General features: G+C 64.0%; 18 protein-coding genes. 7 read left to right on the top strand and 11 right to left on the bottom strand.

What is annotated here, in order from left to right; all coding sequences use genetic code 11:
• Positions 1 to 27 precede the first annotated feature (27 nt).
• A complete protein-coding gene (locus HDG34_RS25975) occupies positions 28 to 426 on the bottom strand; it encodes a VOC family protein (protein ID WP_184063334.1) in 399 nt (132 codons plus the stop codon).
• Between the two features lie 176 nt (positions 427 to 602).
• Between HDG34_RS25975 and HDG34_RS25970 the strand changes: the two genes are divergently transcribed.
• On the top strand, positions 603 to 1,652 hold the full coding sequence (locus tag HDG34_RS25970; RefSeq protein WP_184063330.1) for a S1C family serine protease: 1,050 nt from the start codon (positions 603 to 605) through the stop codon (positions 1,650 to 1,652).
• A 208-nt stretch (positions 1,653 to 1,860) separates the two neighbouring features.
• Entirely contained in the window at positions 1,861 to 3,015 is a 1,155-nt protein-coding gene (locus HDG34_RS25965; RefSeq protein ID WP_260321340.1) for a Fic family protein, read from the top strand.
• 40 nt (positions 3,016 to 3,055) lie between these two features.
• Here HDG34_RS25965 and ggt read toward each other — a convergent pair whose 3' ends face one another.
• The 6 genes from ggt to HDG34_RS25935 form a co-directional block, all read right to left on the bottom strand.
• Positions 3,056 to 4,801, bottom strand: coding sequence for a gamma-glutamyltransferase (gene ggt, locus HDG34_RS25960; RefSeq protein WP_184063324.1), 1,746 nt, complete (start codon positions 4,799 to 4,801; stop codon positions 3,056 to 3,058).
• 35 nt (positions 4,802 to 4,836) lie between these two features.
• The gene (locus tag HDG34_RS25955; RefSeq protein ID WP_184063560.1) at positions 4,837 to 6,240 is read right to left on the bottom strand and encodes an MFS transporter; all 1,404 of its coding nucleotides are present in this window, start codon (positions 6,238 to 6,240) and stop codon (positions 4,837 to 4,839) included.
• 139 nt (positions 6,241 to 6,379) lie between these two features.
• Positions 6,380 to 7,144 carry an NTP transferase domain-containing protein gene (locus tag HDG34_RS25950; RefSeq protein ID WP_184063321.1) on the bottom strand — a complete coding sequence of 255 codons (765 nt, stop codon included), beginning with the start codon at positions 7,142 to 7,144 and terminating at the stop codon, positions 6,380 to 6,382.
• Positions 7,145 to 7,172: 28 nt separating this feature from the next.
• Positions 7,173 to 8,249, bottom strand: a complete 1,077-nt coding sequence (locus HDG34_RS25945; RefSeq protein WP_184063318.1) for a lysylphosphatidylglycerol synthase domain-containing protein — start codon at positions 8,247 to 8,249, stop codon at positions 7,173 to 7,175.
• Positions 8,246 to 9,061, bottom strand: a complete 816-nt coding sequence (locus HDG34_RS25940; protein ID WP_184063302.1) for a 2OG-Fe(II) oxygenase — start codon at positions 9,059 to 9,061, stop codon at positions 8,246 to 8,248. The genes HDG34_RS25945 and HDG34_RS25940 overlap by 4 nt, the downstream gene beginning before the upstream one ends.
• Positions 9,058 to 9,759 carry a CDP-alcohol phosphatidyltransferase family protein gene (locus HDG34_RS25935; protein ID WP_184063299.1) on the bottom strand — a complete coding sequence of 234 codons (702 nt, stop codon included), beginning with the start codon at positions 9,757 to 9,759 and terminating at the stop codon, positions 9,058 to 9,060. The genes HDG34_RS25940 and HDG34_RS25935 overlap by 4 nt, the downstream gene beginning before the upstream one ends.
• 241 nt (positions 9,760 to 10,000) lie before the next feature.
• Here HDG34_RS25935 and HDG34_RS25930 point away from each other — a divergent pair, with 241 nt between their 5' ends.
• Positions 10,001 to 10,432, top strand: a complete 432-nt coding sequence (locus HDG34_RS25930) for a hypothetical protein (protein ID WP_184063297.1) — start codon at positions 10,001 to 10,003, stop codon at positions 10,430 to 10,432.
• A 146-nt stretch (positions 10,433 to 10,578) separates the two neighbouring features.
• Here the strand turns inward: HDG34_RS25930 and HDG34_RS25925 are convergent, their stop codons facing one another.
• Positions 10,579 to 11,100 carry a hypothetical protein gene (locus HDG34_RS25925; RefSeq protein WP_184063294.1) on the bottom strand — a complete coding sequence of 174 codons (522 nt, stop codon included), beginning with the start codon at positions 11,098 to 11,100 and terminating at the stop codon, positions 10,579 to 10,581.
• A 764-nt stretch (positions 11,101 to 11,864) separates the two neighbouring features.
• On the opposite strand from HDG34_RS25925, the gene HDG34_RS25920 reads away from it, so the two are divergent.
• Positions 11,865 to 12,218, top strand: a complete 354-nt coding sequence (locus HDG34_RS25920) for a hypothetical protein (RefSeq protein WP_090810230.1) — start codon at positions 11,865 to 11,867, stop codon at positions 12,216 to 12,218.
• A gap of 134 nt (positions 12,219 to 12,352) precedes the next feature.
• Positions 12,353 to 12,880: a metal-dependent hydrolase gene (locus HDG34_RS25915; protein ID WP_184063291.1), complete on the top strand. Its 528-nt coding sequence runs from the start codon at positions 12,353 to 12,355 to the stop codon at positions 12,878 to 12,880.
• Positions 12,881 to 12,932: 52 nt separating this feature from the next.
• Here the strand turns inward: HDG34_RS25915 and epsC are convergent, their stop codons facing one another.
• On the bottom strand, positions 12,933 to 13,859 hold the full coding sequence (gene epsC / locus HDG34_RS25910; protein WP_090807303.1) for a serine O-acetyltransferase EpsC: 927 nt from the start codon (positions 13,857 to 13,859) through the stop codon (positions 12,933 to 12,935).
• A gap of 146 nt (positions 13,860 to 14,005) precedes the next feature.
• Entirely contained in the window at positions 14,006 to 14,239 is a 234-nt protein-coding gene (locus HDG34_RS25905) for a hypothetical protein (RefSeq protein ID WP_013092363.1), read from the bottom strand.
• 329 nt (positions 14,240 to 14,568) lie between these two features.
• Here HDG34_RS25905 and HDG34_RS25900 point away from each other — a divergent pair, with 329 nt between their 5' ends.
• Positions 14,569 to 15,021 carry a DUF3005 domain-containing protein gene (locus tag HDG34_RS25900; protein ID WP_184024819.1) on the top strand — a complete coding sequence of 151 codons (453 nt, stop codon included), beginning with the start codon at positions 14,569 to 14,571 and terminating at the stop codon, positions 15,019 to 15,021.
• A 143-nt stretch (positions 15,022 to 15,164) separates the two neighbouring features.
• On the top strand, positions 15,165 to 15,770 hold the full coding sequence (locus HDG34_RS25895) for a short chain dehydrogenase (protein WP_090807306.1): 606 nt from the start codon (positions 15,165 to 15,167) through the stop codon (positions 15,768 to 15,770).
• A gap of 3 nt (positions 15,771 to 15,773) precedes the next feature.
• Here HDG34_RS25895 and araD read toward each other — a convergent pair whose 3' ends face one another.
• Positions 15,774 to 17,510, bottom strand: a complete 1,737-nt coding sequence (gene araD, locus HDG34_RS25890) for an L-arabinonate dehydratase (protein WP_184063288.1) — start codon at positions 17,508 to 17,510, stop codon at positions 15,774 to 15,776.
• Positions 17,511 to 17,513 lie beyond the last annotated feature (3 nt).

Here is a 17,513-nt window from a genome sequence, read left to right as displayed (position 1 = left end):
TAGCGAGTTTTGCCCCGACTTCCGCCGCTAGGGCAGTGGCTGCGCGAAGCTCAGTTCGTGGCCGTCCGGATCGGTGATATGAAAATAGCGCTCGCCCCACGGCGCATCCGACGGCGCGAACGTCGGCTGCAAGCCTGCCGCCACCGCCCTGGCATGGAACGCGTCGACGTCCGACACGTAGATGATCACGCGCCCCCACCAGTTGACCGGCGCGCGCGCATCAGCGATCAGGTTCAAATACGAACTGCCGAACGCGAACGACGTGAAGGCCTCGCGCGGACCGCCGAACTTGATCGGGAAGCCGAGCGCTTCGTAGAACGCGACGGCGCGCTGCATGTCGCTGGTGGCGAGCGTGATCGCACAGAGCGACTCGATGCGTGGACCCGGCTGCGGGGATTGCGGCGCTGAAGCGTTAGATGCGGACATGAACAGGGTCTCCGTGGCGCGAGCGAGCGGCGAGCGACGGCCCGCCCGGGAAAGTGTCTCACGGGCAGTGGCCACCGGTCTGGCGGCGCGGCCGGGACACCGCCCACGCCCCGCGATGCACTTGAAAACTCGCGCACCGTCCCGCATCTCGGAGCCCGTCTATCCGGAGCATCGTTATGGGAAGCCGCCCACGCTTCATCGATGACCTGTCGAGCGCCGCATCCGACGCCCCCGGGCCCCAGTCCACCGACCTTTTGACCCACGACGACGACGCGCTGCTCGACGCCTACTCCCGCACCGTGATCGGTGCACTGGAGCGCGTGCAGCAGGCGGTCGCGTTTATCGCCGTCGAACGCCGGCTGCCCGGCGACGCGTCCGCGCATGGGCGCGGCGCGCGCGGCGGCACCGGCTCGGGCTTCCTGTTCACGCCCGACGGCTACCTGCTGACCAATAGCCACGTCGTGCATGGCGCGACGCATATCCAGGTGACGCTGGCCGACGGCGCGAAGTTCGACGCCGATCTGGTCGGCGACGATCCCGGCAGCGATCTCGCGGTGCTGCGCATCGGTTCGCCGGAACCGCTGGCGCATGTCGAACTCGGCGAATCATCGAAGCTGCGCGTCGGGCAGATCGCCATTGCGGTCGGCAACCCGCTCGGGCTGCAACAGACCGTGACGACCGGCGTCGTTTCGGCGCTCGGCCGGTCGCTGCGCTCGAACTCCGGCCGCATGATCTACGACGTGATCCAGACCGACGCGGCATTGAATCCGGGCAACTCGGGCGGACCGCTGATCAATTCGGCGGGTCAGGTGATCGGCGTGAATACCGCGATCATTCCTGGCGCACAGGCCATCTGTTTTGCGACCGCGATCGATACCGCGAAGTGGGTCATCATGCAGATCTTCGCGCACGGTCGCGTGCGACGCGCGTATATCGGCGTGGCCGGCACGACGACGCCGCTGTCGCGCCGCGTGCAGCGCTACTTCGGGCTCGGCACGCAAAGCGGCGTGCGCGTGATGGAGATCGTCAAAGGCAGTCCGGCGGCGCTCGGCGGCTTGCGCACCGACGACACGATGGTCGCGATCGACGCGCAGCCGGTGCAGGATGTGGATGCACTGCAACGCACGCTCGATGCTTCGCGTATCGACAAGCCGGTCAACGTGACGGTGTTGCGCGGCGCGCAGCGGGTGGAGTTGACGGTGACGCCGGTGGAGCAGGCAGGGTGATGGGGGGATTGCCGGGGGACTGCGGGGTGGACAGTCAGGCGCCACCCTACCGCAAACCCTACATTAGACTCTACAAGAAATAATTAAAATCCTTATAAATCAATTTATTGAACGATATAATCAACAACATCTAACTCTACATTAAACCCTACAATCCGCGATGACGACCGTCGTATCGTTCGAACCCTTGTTTCCTGAGGACCGTGTATTGGATCCGCTGATCGAGCGCACGACCGAACTCGTCGACTCATCGCAAAAGCTCCTTGCCGTAAGCGGGACGCCATTTGCCGCGGCGCTCGTCCCGCAATTGCGTGCGATGAATTCGTACTACACAAATAAGATCGAAGGCCAGCACACCACGCCCGCCAGGATCGAGGCCGCTCTCAAGCGCGACTATTCAGCTGACGTCGCCGAGCGCAAAAAGCAGCGCCTTGCGATGGCGCATATTGCAACGGAATCCTCGCTCGAAGAAGAGTGGGATTTGCTTGCGACGCCCGCCCTGTTCGAGCCCGCACGACTTACGGCCATTCATGAGCGATTTTTTTCCTATTTGCCGGTCGCTGAGAGATTTACCAGCGAGGGCGAACCAATCGTGCCGGGCGAACTTCGCAGATCGGACGTCACCGTGGGCCGGCATCTCGCGCCAGAACCTGAAATGATCGCGCCATTGCTCGATGCATGGGCCAAGCGATATGCGCGCCTACGGATCAAGGACCATCAGTTGATCGGCATCGCCTGCTCGCATCATCGGTTGGCATGGACTCACCCGTTCGCAGACGGCAATGGCCGGGTGGCACGTCTGCATTCACATCTCGCTTTACAATCGGCCGACTTGACGCATGGCCTATGGTCTCCGCTTCGCGGTCTCGCACGCGAACATGAGCTGTACTACGCAAGATTGAGCGAAGCCGACCAGACGCGCCGCAATGACCTCGATGGCCGAGGCAATCTATCCCAGGAGGGCCTGGTGCGTTTCGCGCGGTTCTTTCTCGATTGCTGCCTGGACCAGGTAAGCTTTATGGTTCGCATGACCGAGTTCGATGGCATTGCAGATCGCCTGCTCGATCTATTGCGTTACCTCGATTCGAATCCGTGGATGATCGGCTCCGAAAAATCGGTGATCAAACCGGAGGCCTCGGCACTGGCGATGGAGTTTGTGGCGACGCGGCGTGCAGTCAGCCGCGCCGAATTCAATCAGATACTTGGCGTTACTGATGTTCTGGCTCGCCGAATTACGCGCTCTCTACTTGATATTGGACTGCTCGACTCGCCTTCCCATCGCGGCAATCTCTCGTTCGGTCTCCCATTGAAGAGTCTTCGATTTCTATTCCCGAGACTATGGCCCGAAGTCGATCAGGACTAGGCTGATCGTCGAAGAGAATGGCTGCGACCGGCTCTCCTCCCTACCGAACCACCCGCGTCACCCCTCGCCCGCGCGGATCGGCCGCCGCCTCCGGCTCGTTCCCATCGATCCTGATCACCTGAACATCGCCGGTGAATTCCTGCCCTTCCAGCTTGTAGCCCTTCGCCTCGAGTTGCTGGGCGAGTTCGCCCTCGATCGGCTTGTACGGCTCCGAATAGATCGTATTCGGCGGCAATAGCTGGTGATGGAAACGCATCGCGGCGAGCGCATCCGGCAACGGCATGTCGAAGTCGTAGATGTCGGTGATCACCTGGAAGATCGTCGTGAAGATGCGCGATCCGCCCGGCGTGCCGATCACGAGCGCGACCTTGCCGTCCTTCGTCAAAATCGTCGGCGCCATCGACGACAACGGGCGCTTCTTCGGCTCGATCGCATTCACGTCGCTGCCGACCACATCGAACATGTTGGCGGCGCCCGGCTTCGCGGAGAAGTCGTCCATCTCGTCGTTCAGCGCGATGCCTGCCCGATCCACCACGACGCCCGAGCCGAACGCGCCGTTCAGCGTGTACGTGTTCGACACCGCGTTGCCCCATTTGTCGACCACCGAAAAATGCGTGGTCTCCGCCTTCTCCGGCATCGAGGTCCCGAGCCCCGGCTGAATGCTCTTCGTGTCCGACGGCGCATTCGGATCGACCTCGGCCGCGCGCTTGGCCAGATACGGGTCGTCGATCAGTTGCGCGACCGGCACCTTGTAGAAATCCGGGTCGCCGAGATACTGCGCGCGGTCCGCGAACACGCGCTTCTCGAGCTCCGCGATCAGATGCACGTATTGCACGGAATTGAGCGGCACGTTCTTGAACTCGGGCGCGATATCGGCCTTCATCTTCAGCAGTTGCACGAGCCCGACGCCGCCCGAACTCGGCGGCGGCGCGGTGATCACGCGGTAGCCGTTCCAGTTCGCCTGCACCGGCTCGCGCCAAACCGCCTTGTACTGCGCGAGATCGGCCTTCGTAATCAGGCCGTGGCCGCGCATTGAAGCGGCGATCAGATCCGCAGTCTTGCCCGTGTAGAAATCTTTCGCGCCCTGATCGGAAATACGCTGCAGGACCGCGGCAAGGTCAGGCTGCCTGAAGGTGACGCCCTGCTTCAGATTGCCGAAGTAGGTGTCGAAATTGGTCCTGCCCGCGAAGTTCTTCGCCGCATCGTCGCGCCGCTTCTGCAGTTGCGGGGCGACCACGAAGCCGTCGCGCGCATAGTGAATAGCCGGCGCGAGCACCTGCTGCCATTTCAGCTTGCCGAAACGGCGCTGCGCTTGCCACATGCCGTCGACGGTGCCTGGCACGCCCACCGCGCGATAGCCGACCAGGCTCATGCCTTTGATGATCTCGCCCTTGTCGTCGAGATACATGTTCTTCGTCGCGGCGAGCGGCGCGCGCTCGCGATAGTCGAGGAAATACGGCTTGTTGTCGACGTACAGCGTCATGAACCCGCCCCCGCCGATGTTGCCCGCATCCGGGAACGTGACCGCGAGGGTGAAGGCGATCGCGGCGGCCGCATCGACCGCATTGCCACCTTCGTTGAAGATCTGCTCGGCGGCATCGGCGCTGTATGAGTCCGGCACCGCAATCGCCGAACCGGCAAGCACGGCCGGTTGCGTCTTCGCGGGCGCTTTCGCGACAGCAGGCGCCGCCTCGAGAAACCCGGTTGAAACGCAGAGGATTGCGATCAGGGCAAGACCGCTGATCGAAGCACTGGTTGAAGCTTTGACGTTGCGAAACAACTTCATGACCTCCTCATCGACGACGACATCCGCATGATGGCTTACGCGCGCCCGCGACGGCCGCGCGAGATCTCATCGCCCGCGTCTCGCGGCAGCCGCCGCGTAATCGGAATCGACAGGCACGAGAACAGACCGACGACGAGAAACGCCGGCCAGAAATCGGAGAACACGATGTTCGGATGCCCTTGCACACGATGCGAAATCTGCAGCACGATGCCCGAGATCGTCACGCCGAGGCCGAGCGACATCTGCTGGATGACGCTCGCGACACTCGTCGCGCGGCCCACGTCGCTGCCCGGAATATCGGCATAGGCCAGCGTATTGAGCGACGTGAATTGCAGAGAAGGAAAGAAGCCGCCCACCAGCACGATGCCCCAGATCACCCAATGCGGCGTGCCGGGAAAGAACAACCCGTACACGGCGATCGCGAGACCCGCGCACGCGGCGTTGACCATCAGCACGGTACGAAAGCCGAAGCGTTCGAGAATGCGCGACGCCACCGTCTTCATGAAGATCGAACCGAACGCGGACGCGCACGTGATCGCGCCGGCTCTGAACGCGGTCATGCCGAGCCCTTCCTGCAACGCGAGCGGCAACAGGAACGGCACGGCGCCAAGACCGATCCGAAACAGCGAACCGCCGATCACGCTCGCATGAAAACTTGGAATGCGCAGCAAACGCAGATCGAGCACCGGCAGCGCGACGCGGCTCGCATACAGCACATAAAGCAGCAGCAACACGATGCCGGTCACGCACATGCCGACCGATAGTCCCGTCGACACCAGTTCGCCGCCGACCAGCGAGAGCCCGAGCATGAACAGCGAAGCCCCGCTAGCCGACAGCACGAAGCCGAGCCAGTCGAGCCGGCCCGGATGCGGCTCGCGCGTATTGGCGATGTATTTGTTGGTGAGCCAGATGCCGAGCAGGCCGATCGGCACGTTGATCACGAAGATCAGACGCCAGTGCAGATAGGTCGTGATAAAGCCGCCGAGCGGCGGCCCGACCACCGGACCGAGCAACGCCGGCACCGTCAGATAGTTCATCGCGCGAATGAACTCCGACTTCGGCAGCGACCGGAAGATGATGATGCGGCCCACCGGCACCATCAGCGCGCCGCCGATGCCCTGCACGAAGCGCGCGAGCACGAAGGTATCGAGCGAAGTCGAGGCCGCGCACAACAGCGAGCCCGCCAGGAAGATGCCGATCGCGGTCCGGAACACGGTGCGCGAACCGAAGCGGTCGGCGACCCAGCCGCAGATCGGGATAAAGACGCCAAGGCCGATCACATACGCGGTGACCGCAAGCTTCAGCGTGATCGGATCATGACCGAGGTCGCGTGCCAGAACCGGCAGCGACGTCACGATGACCGTGCCGTCCACGTTTTCCATGAACATCGCGCACGCGACGATCAGCGGAACGATGAAAGTGCCTAAAGCAAGCAGCATTGTCATGGCGACGGGCGGCCAGCCATCAATGGAAAGCGTCGATTATGGCATCGCGGGGACAACAAATGTTGTCGCGCGAGGGGATTTTGCCGTGTGCCATCGCGCGCTGCCGTGCATCTTCGCGCGCGGCACGGACGCCTCAGCGCGATGCGCTGACGAGCGGCTGCAACTGCGGCAGGATCTCGTTGGCGGCGCGCGCGACGTCGTTCGGGAAGTCGATCTCGATCCACGGCGCGCCGCTCACGTCGGCCGTGTCGAACAGCTGGCTGCGCTCGAGCAGCAGGTCGCGCACCGCCTCTTCGTGCGGCATGTTCGCGCGGCCGCTGTCGATATAGCCCGCGACGATCTGCGTGAAGCGTCGCGCGGTTTCCTCGCGGAAGCGGAAGAAGCCGACCGACTCGCCGATCGTGTCGTACTCCAGATTGACCGCGAGCTGCTTGCGCAACTCGACCGGCACGCCGTCCTTCAGGCACAGCTTGACGGGCTCGTCGCCCGCTTCGAAATCGCGGTCGATCAGCAGACGGTTGACCGACTCGCCCGCCACCAGCGCGCTCAGGATGCGCTCGTCGTACAGCACGTCGGCGTCCATCAGCAGCACGTCGCCGCCGCGCGTCAACGCGTCGGCAACGGTATGCACGGTCAGCACGCTGCCAAGATCGAAGCGCGGATTGAGCACGGTCTCGACCTTGTGCGGCCAGTCGATGCGCGCGAGTTCCGACTGCACGGATTCCGGCTGGAAACCGAGCGCCAGCACGACGTCGGTCACGCCAGCGGTTTTGAGCATCTGCAGATGCCGTTCGAGCAGGCTCATGCCGTCGAACTGCAACAGGCATTTCGGAAACTGGGCTTGCGGCGGCTGCTGGAGACGCAGGCCGAGGCCCGCTGCGAGAATGATTGCGCGCATGCGCGGTCCTTTGAAAAAAGTACGGAGGTCAATCGGCAACCGGCACGCGCCGTGGAGCGCGCCGCCGTTGCCAGCTTCGTTCGCTGAAGTGCAATACAAGCAGGCCCGGCAGGCCCAGCAGGAGTTCACGCGCACGCTTGGCGAGCGACAACGCCAGCGCCGCGTCGGGCGGCAAACCCACCAGCGGCGCGAGCAGCAGATAGCCGCCCTCCTGCACGCCGAGCGAGCCCGGGATCATGAAGGCCGCGCCGCGAATCGCCTGGCCGATGCTTTCCAGCAGCAGCGCGTCGATCCAGCCGACCGGATGACCGAGAAAACGCAGCGCGAGCCATACCTCGGCCGTGCCGACGACCCATCCCACGAGGCTCAGCGCAAAGCTCGCCGCCACGCGGCCGCGCTCGCGGTACAGCGACTGCACGGCGGCATCGACGGCTTCCGCGCGCGTCATCAGCGACGACCAGTCGCGCTTGCCGAACACCTTCGACACCACGCCCAGCAGCCGGCCGAACAGACCGCGCCGCTGCGCGAAGTAGAACGCGGCGATCAGCGCGCCGAGCACGCCGGTCGCAATCAGCGTTGCGGTGCGCAGGTCGTGCAGCGTGCCGTGCGCGGCGTACGCGCCGAACATCGCGAGGCCACCGAGCGCGAACACGATTTGCGCGAGCGCCTGCCAGGTCGTGCTGACGGTGATCGCGGCGGCCGCGTCGCGCAGCAGCATGCCGCGCTGCGACAGTTGACGCACCATCACCACCGGGCCGCCGATCTGCCCAGCGGGCAGCAGGCTATTCACCGACTCGCCGATCCAGCGCGCGGACAACGCATCGCGCAGCGAGGGTTCGGCTCGCGCAGCGCTCGTCGCGCCGCTGGTTGCACCGCTTGCCGGACCTTCATGCGCACCGTCACGCGAAGGTTGATCGCGCCTGAACAGCACGGCGATCGCAGCCGCATCGAGCACGAGCGGCACCACGTGGAACGCGGCGACGACCGCGAGGCCCCAGCCGGCTGCGAGCAAGGTCGACGCCACCGAGCCGAAGCCCTGCCAGGCGAGCAGGCCGACGAACAGCGCCGAGCCGATCGACAGCAGAAGCAGGGCCGCCCGACTCACGCGGCGTCCTTGCCGCGCGAGGCCATCTGACGGAACACCTGGCGGAAACCGAAGTACGCGATTGCGTCCTTCATGTTGGAAACGAAGCGGCGCCACGGCCGCATGTTGGGATCGGTGACGTATTCGAACGTCAGCGACACACGCATCTCGTTCGGCCCGGCCGGCGTGATGCGATGACGCAGCTTGTCGCCATCGAAAAACACGAGGCCGCCCGGCGGAATCTGCACCGAGCCCGGCTGGTCCGGCACCTCCGGATTGCGCGTATGCAGTTCGTAGTCGAGCCGGCACGACGATTCGTCGATCACGCCGAGCAGCAGCGTGTAGCGGCGTCCCTCGTAATACGAAGTATCGTAGTGCCAGCCGATATGGTCGCCGGGGCGCGTGTAGTAGTAGAGCGCGTATGCGTGCGGATCGTCGGCGGGCGACATCTGCAACTGGTCGCCGCTCAGCTGCTCGAGCCAGCCGATCAACTCCTTCGAGCGATACAGCTCGGCGATGAACGGCGCGAGACGGTCGATCGTATGGCGGCTGACACTGCCGCCCTGCTTGTGACCCGGCAGATAGTTGCGGTTCACTTCGTCGAGCAGCGAGCGCGCGCTGTGTACCAGCTGCGCGGTCACTTCCGGGGCGAGGAAATCGTCCAGATACAGAAACGCGTCCTGCGCGGCGAAGTCTTTACGCAGACGCGCGTTGTCGAACGTGCGGGTACGGCTCGCGACCGCGCGGTCGGCATCGGGCGCGGGCGTGAGCGCCGCCACGGGCGTGCCTGACGACACGGGCGCGATAACCTCGTCTTCGGCGTGCAGATTCATTTGCTGGCCCACTGTTGACGGGATTCAGACGCGCTGGCAGCCTTGGCCGTCGGGCGAGCGCTACGGCGCGCGACGCGCCAGTAGTCGATCACCACCCATACGGCGAACAGCGGCGCGCCGATCGACGCGATCACCACGAACGGCGCGACGACATTCGTCAGCGTGACGATGGGCAGCAGGTACAGCACGTCCTCGGTTTCGAAGCCCCCCATCGACGCCTGCTTCGTGCCGGCCTTGCCGACCATTTCCTCGATCCGCATGCGCAAAAAGAAGATCAGGGCGACCGCGACACCAGCCACCGCGCCGAGCACGCCGGGCGCGAGCTTCAAAGCGTCGATCTGCGCGCCGCCGACACCGATACCCATGCCGACGAACAGCATCACGGTCACGAGCGCATCACAGGCGAGATCGTAAAAATGACCGATGCGGCTCGACTTGCCGCCCACTCGCGCGAGTTCGCCGTCCGTGTGATCGACGAAATTCGACAGGACGATCAGCAGTGCGCCCGCATTGGCCCACGCGAATCCCCCGTGCGCAAGGCACAGCGCGCCTGCGACGCCGATCAGCAGGCGCAGCGTGGTCAAATGGTTCGGGGTGACCCAGGTGTCGACTAGCGGTGTCACGAGCCGGCGGGCGAGCCGGGCGTCCCACGTACGTGGCGGCGGAACGTTGATTGGAGGTCGGGGTTGCGAAGTCATAGGGCGGAAATATATACGGGATTCTGAAAGCTTGCTGTTATGCCGTACGTTTCTCTGCAATTTGCAGATGCCGTTCGTGTGTCCGTCACAAAGCGGAATTCACCGAATCGCTGTAAAGTGCGAATCCAGTTGTGCCAGTCACGCGGAATCTGTTCGATGTGCAGCACCGCTCGTGCCCTCCGGGGGATGGCGCAGTGGTTGCTAATCCACGAACATCGACTGTTGACGCCCGCCTACGCTCATGAACCGTCTCCTTGTCCCTCTGCTGTTTGCCGCCGCCGCCGCGCTGCCCCTTTCTTCGTTCGCCGTGGAGCTCGACGCGCCGCTGACATGCAATGAGAGCGGCCACCAGTTCATTGCCGATCTGATGCAGCAGCAGCTGATCAAACCGAAGCCAAGTCACGTCGAAAGCAACTCGATCAACGCGTTCTCGCCGATGCCCGATGTGCATCTGACCGCGTTCGGTTTCCGCGTATTCGCGGTGGTGGGCTTCGAAAAGGACGACCCGATGTTCCGGGTCGGCGACGGCGAACCGGTCGCCCAGTCCGCGTATGGCGCGGTCGTGTTCGGCAGCGACGACAATGTTAAAAGCGCGCTTGAAAACGCCGGCAGCACGGCGATCGTGCATCACGTCGCGCCGCTCATCACCGCGATTTTCTGCAAGCGCAGCTAGGGTTTGGCGAGACGTCGTATCCGACCGTTTCGCCACGATCGTCGATATCTTCGACCACGAGCCAGTTCGAGTGGCCAGCCATGATCGCCGGCAGTGTCAGCGACCAGCGGAGCCGATCACGACGCAACCGCGCCTATAACCGCCACTTACCCCGGCCGACGAAACTCGTTTGCCACCCACGCCGCTGCGCTCGCCTTGCTGAGCTTGAACGTCGGCGCAACCTGCACTTGCGCGATCTGCTCGCCGAAAATATCGAGCGCGCTCAACAGTGCGTACGGCTCGTCTTCGTCGGGGACGATGTCGAGCGTGATGTCGAGTTCGTCGTTGCCGTCCGCGCTCGGCACGCGCACTGTCTTGTGGAGTTGCGCGCGCAGCTGCTGCTCGTGACGACGCAGCACTTCCGTCGCGGTTTTCACGAGCGTGTTGAACGCCGATACGTCGAGCGGCTTCGGATCCTTCTTGTTGCGGCCCATCGTCCACGGTCCGACGAGCGCAGGCTCCGCCTCGCCGTCCTTGATCATTTCGACGGCCCAGCCTTCGTCGTCTTCGTTCTTGATGATGCGCGCGGTCCAGCCGTTGTCGCGCCACAGACGTTCTTCATGCACGCTGTCGTCCGGTCCGAGGAACTCGGCATTCGTGTCGGTCGAGGGAAAGGGCGTGTCGGTCATCACAGGTTCACTCACTTCGCGGGGCGCACAAACAGATTTCGAACCCGCGATTCTACCCGCCCAGCCGCTTGGCCCTGCTCGCTCTGACGAACGGACAAGGCGCGTTCGGAACGGCGCCGCCGCTCAACGCGCAAAAAGTTATATTTACCTACGCGACGATTTATCAATCCGCTTTAAATTTCAGATAAAAAAACGCGGCCCGAAAGCCGCGTGTAAAAATGAAAAAGACACCCTTTGGTCGAAGGGGTCTATCAAAATTATAAGTGGCATCCCCCCTCGATTTAAGGCTTTCTTCGAAAGACTGCATTGCGCAAAATCGTGGGAATCAGGGCAAACGGCCTCATCCGCTTTCCCCTTGTGCTCGCCGCGAGGCCTTGAGCCGTTACCGCCCGACAAAAGCCCCTGACCTGACAGCGCGTCCCGCCATTCATCGTTAAAAATAATTTCCTTTTGCGGACCTGCACTTACGCGATTAATTCACATAATCCCGGATTCGAAAATTAAACCGTTGTGAGGCGCGCAATTAAATATCCGCATAGCGGCAATTACACTTCGCTGCGCATCGACACCAATAAACGCATGGCCGCGCTAGTGACGACGTCGACACATGCTCGGTATACTGCCCCGGCCGCCGTGCGACGCCGCGAAACCGCGCCGCCTGCACGGCAGCTTCGTCGCGAAGCATCGCGCTGTACGTCAGCGCATCGCGCTTCGCCCGCGCCTCACCCTTCCCATGCATGACCGGGAATGCCGACGATCGGATCATGAAAAGACTTCTCCTGCTTGCCCCAGCTGTCGCCCTCACCGCCACCCTCGCCGCTTGCGGTTCATCGGGCGGCCCCGCGCGCGATGCGTCCGCACCGCTCGTGTACGTGTCGTCGTCACGCACGCCTGCGTCCATCGCCGCCTGCCTCGAAGAACGTCTGCCGCGCGTGCGCACCTCGCACGCCGGCGCGGCGACCGAACTTGCGGTCGGTGCCGATTCGCACAACTCGTACTTCGTCACGCTGACCCCGCTCAACGGCAACACGGTCATCAAGGTCGTGCATCCGGCCAATGCGCCCGACGATCCGCCCGAGGAGGAAATGCGCTTCGATATCGCGCGCTGCGCGACCTGAGCGGCGCGGCGCGCTTGAACGCCGTGCGCGTCATGCACGGAAGGCCGGTGCGCGAATTTTTATCTGGCGCATCGGCTATTTTTTTACGCGCCCATCTGCGAACATAGCCGCCCTTTGTCTTTCGCGCGGCACGTGTGCCGCGAGTTTCGAAGGCATCCAGCAAAGCGCATCATGCGACCGGTTTCGCAGCCGGCATCATCGCGGCGGCGATCGTCGCGCGCAACGGCGGCGGTCCGTTTCATGCTGGCGTGCTGCTGAGCTTCATCGCCGGCGTGGCCGGCAGCACCGCGCCGGACTGGCTCGAAGTCGCATGGTGGTCGCGCGCGCGGCGGCTGTGGATCACGCATCGCACGTTGACACATTGGGGCATCGGCTGGCTCGCGCTGCTCGCGGTGTCGTATCACACGCTCGGACATTCGATCTTCGCGGCGCCCGCGTTCGGCTTCGCGTGCGGCGGCCTGACGCATCTGCTCGCCGATTGGCCGAATCCGCTCGGCGTGCCGTGGATCGCCGGGCGACATTCGTTGAATCTATGGAATAGCGGGCACTGCGATCTGATCGTCGTCGCGGCGTCCTGGGCGGCCGCGTGGTTTATCGGCGAGCATGTGTGGCTGCATGGCATGCATGCGTTGCCGTGGTTGCGCCATTGGCCGATCGGCTAGGCGCAGCGCGATGCAATCGGCCCGGCGCGCGGGCGCGGCGGCTAGCCGTGCATCATTGCCGTCCGTTGTCGGTGCGCTCTCCTTCGCGGACCTTGCCTTGCGATACGCTGCTGCCCGGCGGCACGCTATGCGTGAGCCACACGTTGCCGCCGATCACCGACCCGCGCCCGATCGTCACGCGTCCGAGAATCGTCGCGCCCGCGTAGATCACGACATCGTCCTCGACGATCGGATGCCGGGCATTGCCCTTGATCAGCGTGCCGTCCTCATCGGCCGCGAAGCTCTTCGCGCCGAGCGTGACCGCCTGGTACACGCGCACGCGCTCGCCGATGATCGCTGTCTCGCCGATCACCACGCCGGTGCCGTGATCGATGAAGAAGCTCGGCCCGATCGTCGCGCCCGGGTGAATGTCGATGCCGGTCGCCGAGTGCGCGATCTCGTTGATGAAGCGCGCCAGCAGCGGCACGCCGAGCCGATGCAGCGCATGCGCGAGCCGATGATGCGTCATCGCCCACACGCCCGGATAGCACAGCAGGATTTCGGTGATGTGCTGCGCGGCAGGGTCGCCGGTGTACGCAGCCTGGATGTCGCTGACGAGCAGCGCGCGTATGCCCGCCAGCTGCGTCGCGAACTCGCGCGCCACCGCGAACGCGCGCTCCCGCAACTCGGCGTCCGGCGTCTCGCCGAACTCGGGCAGGAAGCGCAGCGCGCGGCGAATCTGTTCGGCGAGCAGCCGCAACGTGCTTTCGAGCGTGTGGCCGACGTAGTAGTCGACCGTTTCGTCGGTTAGATCGGGCGCGCCGTAATGCGTCGGAAACATCGCGGCGCGCAGACCGGCCACGATATTGACCACCGCTTCGCGCGATGGCAATTCGCGAATGCCGAGCGGATGCCGGGTGCGATGCAATTGCTCGCGCGAGGCGCGCAGGTCGGCGACGATCTGTTCAAGGCCCCAGTTATGGGAAGGCTCGTTGGGCATAAGGGACGGCGCCGTGCGGCGTGCACGGTTCGAAGTGGTTATCGAGCAGAGATTACCGCGTTTTAGCGGTGCCCGCCGGCAGCGCGCCGGTCGGCTCGGATTCATTGCATCGACGTGCGCTGGCACGCACGCATCGTTCCCTGACTTCAGATAGTCAGACTGCTCGCGTCGATCCAGCGCACTGCCCAATCGCGCGCGTGCGCGATGGCAGCGGCTTCGTCGGAGAAGCGCAGTTCCGTGGGAAAGAAACGGTTAGCGACCAGTTCGCCGTCGCTCGAGCGCGAGATCACCACATACGGTTGCCAGGAGCCGTCGCCCGAGCGCGCCGGTTCGCAATTCAAAAGATAGCCGCGATGTGTGAATGCAGCATCGAAGTGCATGAGTCACCCGCCCCTGAAGCCCCGTAACATTTTCTCAGTCGCGCGGCCATTTGTTTGTTAGTTTTTCCGACCATGCTGGAACAGCCGGAGCATGCCGCCAATTTATCCGCGCGTCGGTCGCAGGAGTAAGATCATACTCTGTAGAAAATACGCGTCCATTGAAAAAAACGAAATGAATCGCGGACGTCATCGCCGTTTAATCGCGAGGTAACGCCACTCGCATCGAAGGATGGCGGAGAACGCATCGCGACTCTCGCGCACCGCGGCGCCGTGTCAGTCGGAACGGCTTTTGCTCTTTTCTTCGAATGTCCGCTTCAGGAGAATGCACGATGAACAGCGCGATCAGCAAACCCGAAAACGCCGGTACGAAGCCGGACCCGAAGGACCCACGAAGCACGGACCTGCACAACGACCGCACGCACGACAGCACGGTCGACACCGACGGCAAGAACCGCGAAGCGGCCCGTCTGGCGGGCCACGGCGCGATCTCGCCCGACGCGGTCACGACCAGCAATGCGACGCTCGACAACAGCGTGCCCGAGTCGCTCGATGGCATGGCCGGCTTCGACAGCAGGGTCGGCGGCAACCACCTGCTGCTCGCGCTCGAGCCGGGCTACTCGGTGATCGACAAGGGCATGGCCGAGCCGCTCGACGTCTACTCGGCCGACCATCAGTACGACGACCCGCGTCCGGTCGGACAGCGCCACGATCGTGGCCGCATTCACTATGCGCTCAATCATTTGCGGCCCGCGCGCGTAATCGAATTACATCGGGTGAAATAGGCGCGCGCGCATCATCCCTTTAGACGCGCGCGTTTGAATTACCGGGTTTATTCCGATTTATCAGGCAATCACGCAGCACGCACCGTTTTATTCTGGTGCGTGCTTTGCTTGGTTTAACGTGGGTTCGTTTAACGGAGTTGCGGATGAAAAGAATCGTCGTCATCGGTGCCACGGGCACGCTGGGCCAGGCGATCCGCGCGGAGCTGAAGGCGCGTCACGAAGTGATCGAGGTGGGCGCGACGCGCGGGCAATATCACGTCGATAGCACGGACCCGGCGAGCGTCGAGCGGCTGTTTCGCGACATCGGCAAGGTGGACGGCGTCGTCACCGCGACCGGCAAGGTGCATTTCGGTCCGCTGGAGCAGATGAGCATCGAGCAGTTCTGGGTCGGGCTGCGCGACAAGCTGATGGGCCAGATCAACGTCGTATTCGCGGCGCTGCCGTATGTGAACGACGGCGGATCGTTCACGCTGACGAGCGGCATTCTGGGCGACGAGCCGATCCCGCAGGGAGCGAGCGCGACGACCGTCAATCTCGCGCTCGAGGGCTTCGTGCGCGGCGCCGCGATCGAACTGCCGCGCGGGCTGCGCATCAACGTGGTGAGTCCGACCGTGCTGACCGAGTCGATGGAGGCTTACGCGCCGTTCTTTCGCGGCTTCGAGCCCGTCAGCGCGCAACGCGCGGCGCTTGCTTATCTGCGCAGTGTGGAAGGGGCGCAGACGGGGCGCGTGTATCGCGTGGGGTATTGAACCTCAGTGAATCTCCGGCTCGCCCGAGCTATTGGGACTCACGCCGCCGCGCTGCAGGAAGTCGAAATCGCAGCCTTGATCCGCCTGCATCACGTGCGCCTGATGCAGGGCGCCATAGCCGCGCTCGAAGCGCGCAGCGGGTTTGACCCACGCGGCCTTGCGGCGCGCGAGTTCTTCGTCCGATACCAGCAGATTCAGCCTGCGGCGCGGCACATCGAGCTCGATCAGATCGCCGCTTCGCACCAACGCCAGCGGCCCACCGACGAATGCCTCGGGCGCCGCGTGCAGCACGCACGCGCCATAGCTCGTGCCGCTCATCCGCGCGTCAGAGATGCGCACCATGTCGCGCACGCCTTTTTGCAGCAGCTTGCGCGGAATCGGCAGTTGACCCCATTCGGGCATGCCCGCGCCGACCGGCCCCGCGTGCTGCAGCACGAGCACGCAGCTTTCGTCGATGTCGAGCGCGTCGTCGTCGATGCGCGCGGCCATGTCGTCGTAGTCGCTGAACACGACCGCACGGCCCGTATGCACGAGCAGATGCGGCTCGGCCGCGCCCGGCTTGATCACGGCGCCGTCGGGCGCGAGATTGCCGCGCAGCACCGCGAGGCTGCTGTCGCGCAGTAGCGGATTCGTGCGGCGGCGGATCACGTCGTCATTGAAAATGCGCGCGCCGGCAAGGTTCTCGCCGAGCGTGCGGCCGTTCACGGTTTTCTGCGAGCCGTCGATCAGTTCGCCCAGTTCCGCGAGCAGCCCGCGCAAACCGCCCGCGTAGAAAAAGTCCTCCATCAGATAGGCGCCGGTCGGTCTGATGTTCGCGAGCACGGGCGTGCGGCGCGCGATCTCGTCGAAGCGGTCGAGCGTCAACTCGATGCCCGCGCGCCGTGCAAGCGCGATCATATGCACGACCGAATTGGTCGACCCGGACAGCGCGACACAAGTCGTCACCGCGTTATCGACCGATGCCGCCGTCATCAGGTCCGACGGCTTCAGATCCTCCCACACCATCTCGACGATACGCATGCCGGTTTGCGCGGCCATCTGCGCATGCCGCGAATCGGGCGCGGGAATCGACGCGAAGCCGGGCAGCGTGAAGCCCAGCGCTTCGGCCGCGCTCGTCATCGTCGATGCGGTGCCCATCGTCATGCAGTGACCGGGCGAGCGCGCGATGCCACCCTCGACGCCCTGCCAGTCGTCCGGCCTCAGCGTGCCCGCGCGCAGTTCGGCCCAGTAGCGCCATGAATCGGAACCCGAGCCGAGCGTCACGCCGTTCCAGTTGCCGCGCAGCATCGGGCCGGCAGGCAGAAAGATGGCGGGCAGATCCATCGAGATCGCGCCCATCAACAAAGCGGGCGTGGTCTTGTCGCAGCCGCCCATCAACACGACGCCGTCGGCGGGATACGAGCGCAGCATCTCCTCGGCTTCCATCGCGAGGAAATTGCGGTACAGCATCGTGGTGGGCTTCTGGAACGGCTCGGACAGCGTCTGCACAGGCAGCTCGATCGGAAAGCCGCCGGCCTGCCAGATGCCGCGTTTCACTTCCTCGACACGCTGCTTGAAATGCGTGTGGCACGGATTGATCTCGCTCCACGTGTTCAGAATCGCGATGACCGGCTTGCCCGCGTATTCGTCGCGGTTGTAGCCCATCTGCGCGGTGCGCGAGCGGTGGCCGAACGAACGCAGATCGTTCGCGCCGTACCAGCGATGACTACGCAATTCCTCGGGGGTCTTTCTATTCGTCAACGT

The sequence above is a fragment of the Paraburkholderia sp. HC6.4b genome (assembly GCF_014200875.1).
GTDB lineage: Bacteria > Pseudomonadota > Gammaproteobacteria > Burkholderiales > Burkholderiaceae > Paraburkholderia > Paraburkholderia tuberum.
This window is presented reverse-complemented; position numbering and strand designations above follow the sequence as displayed.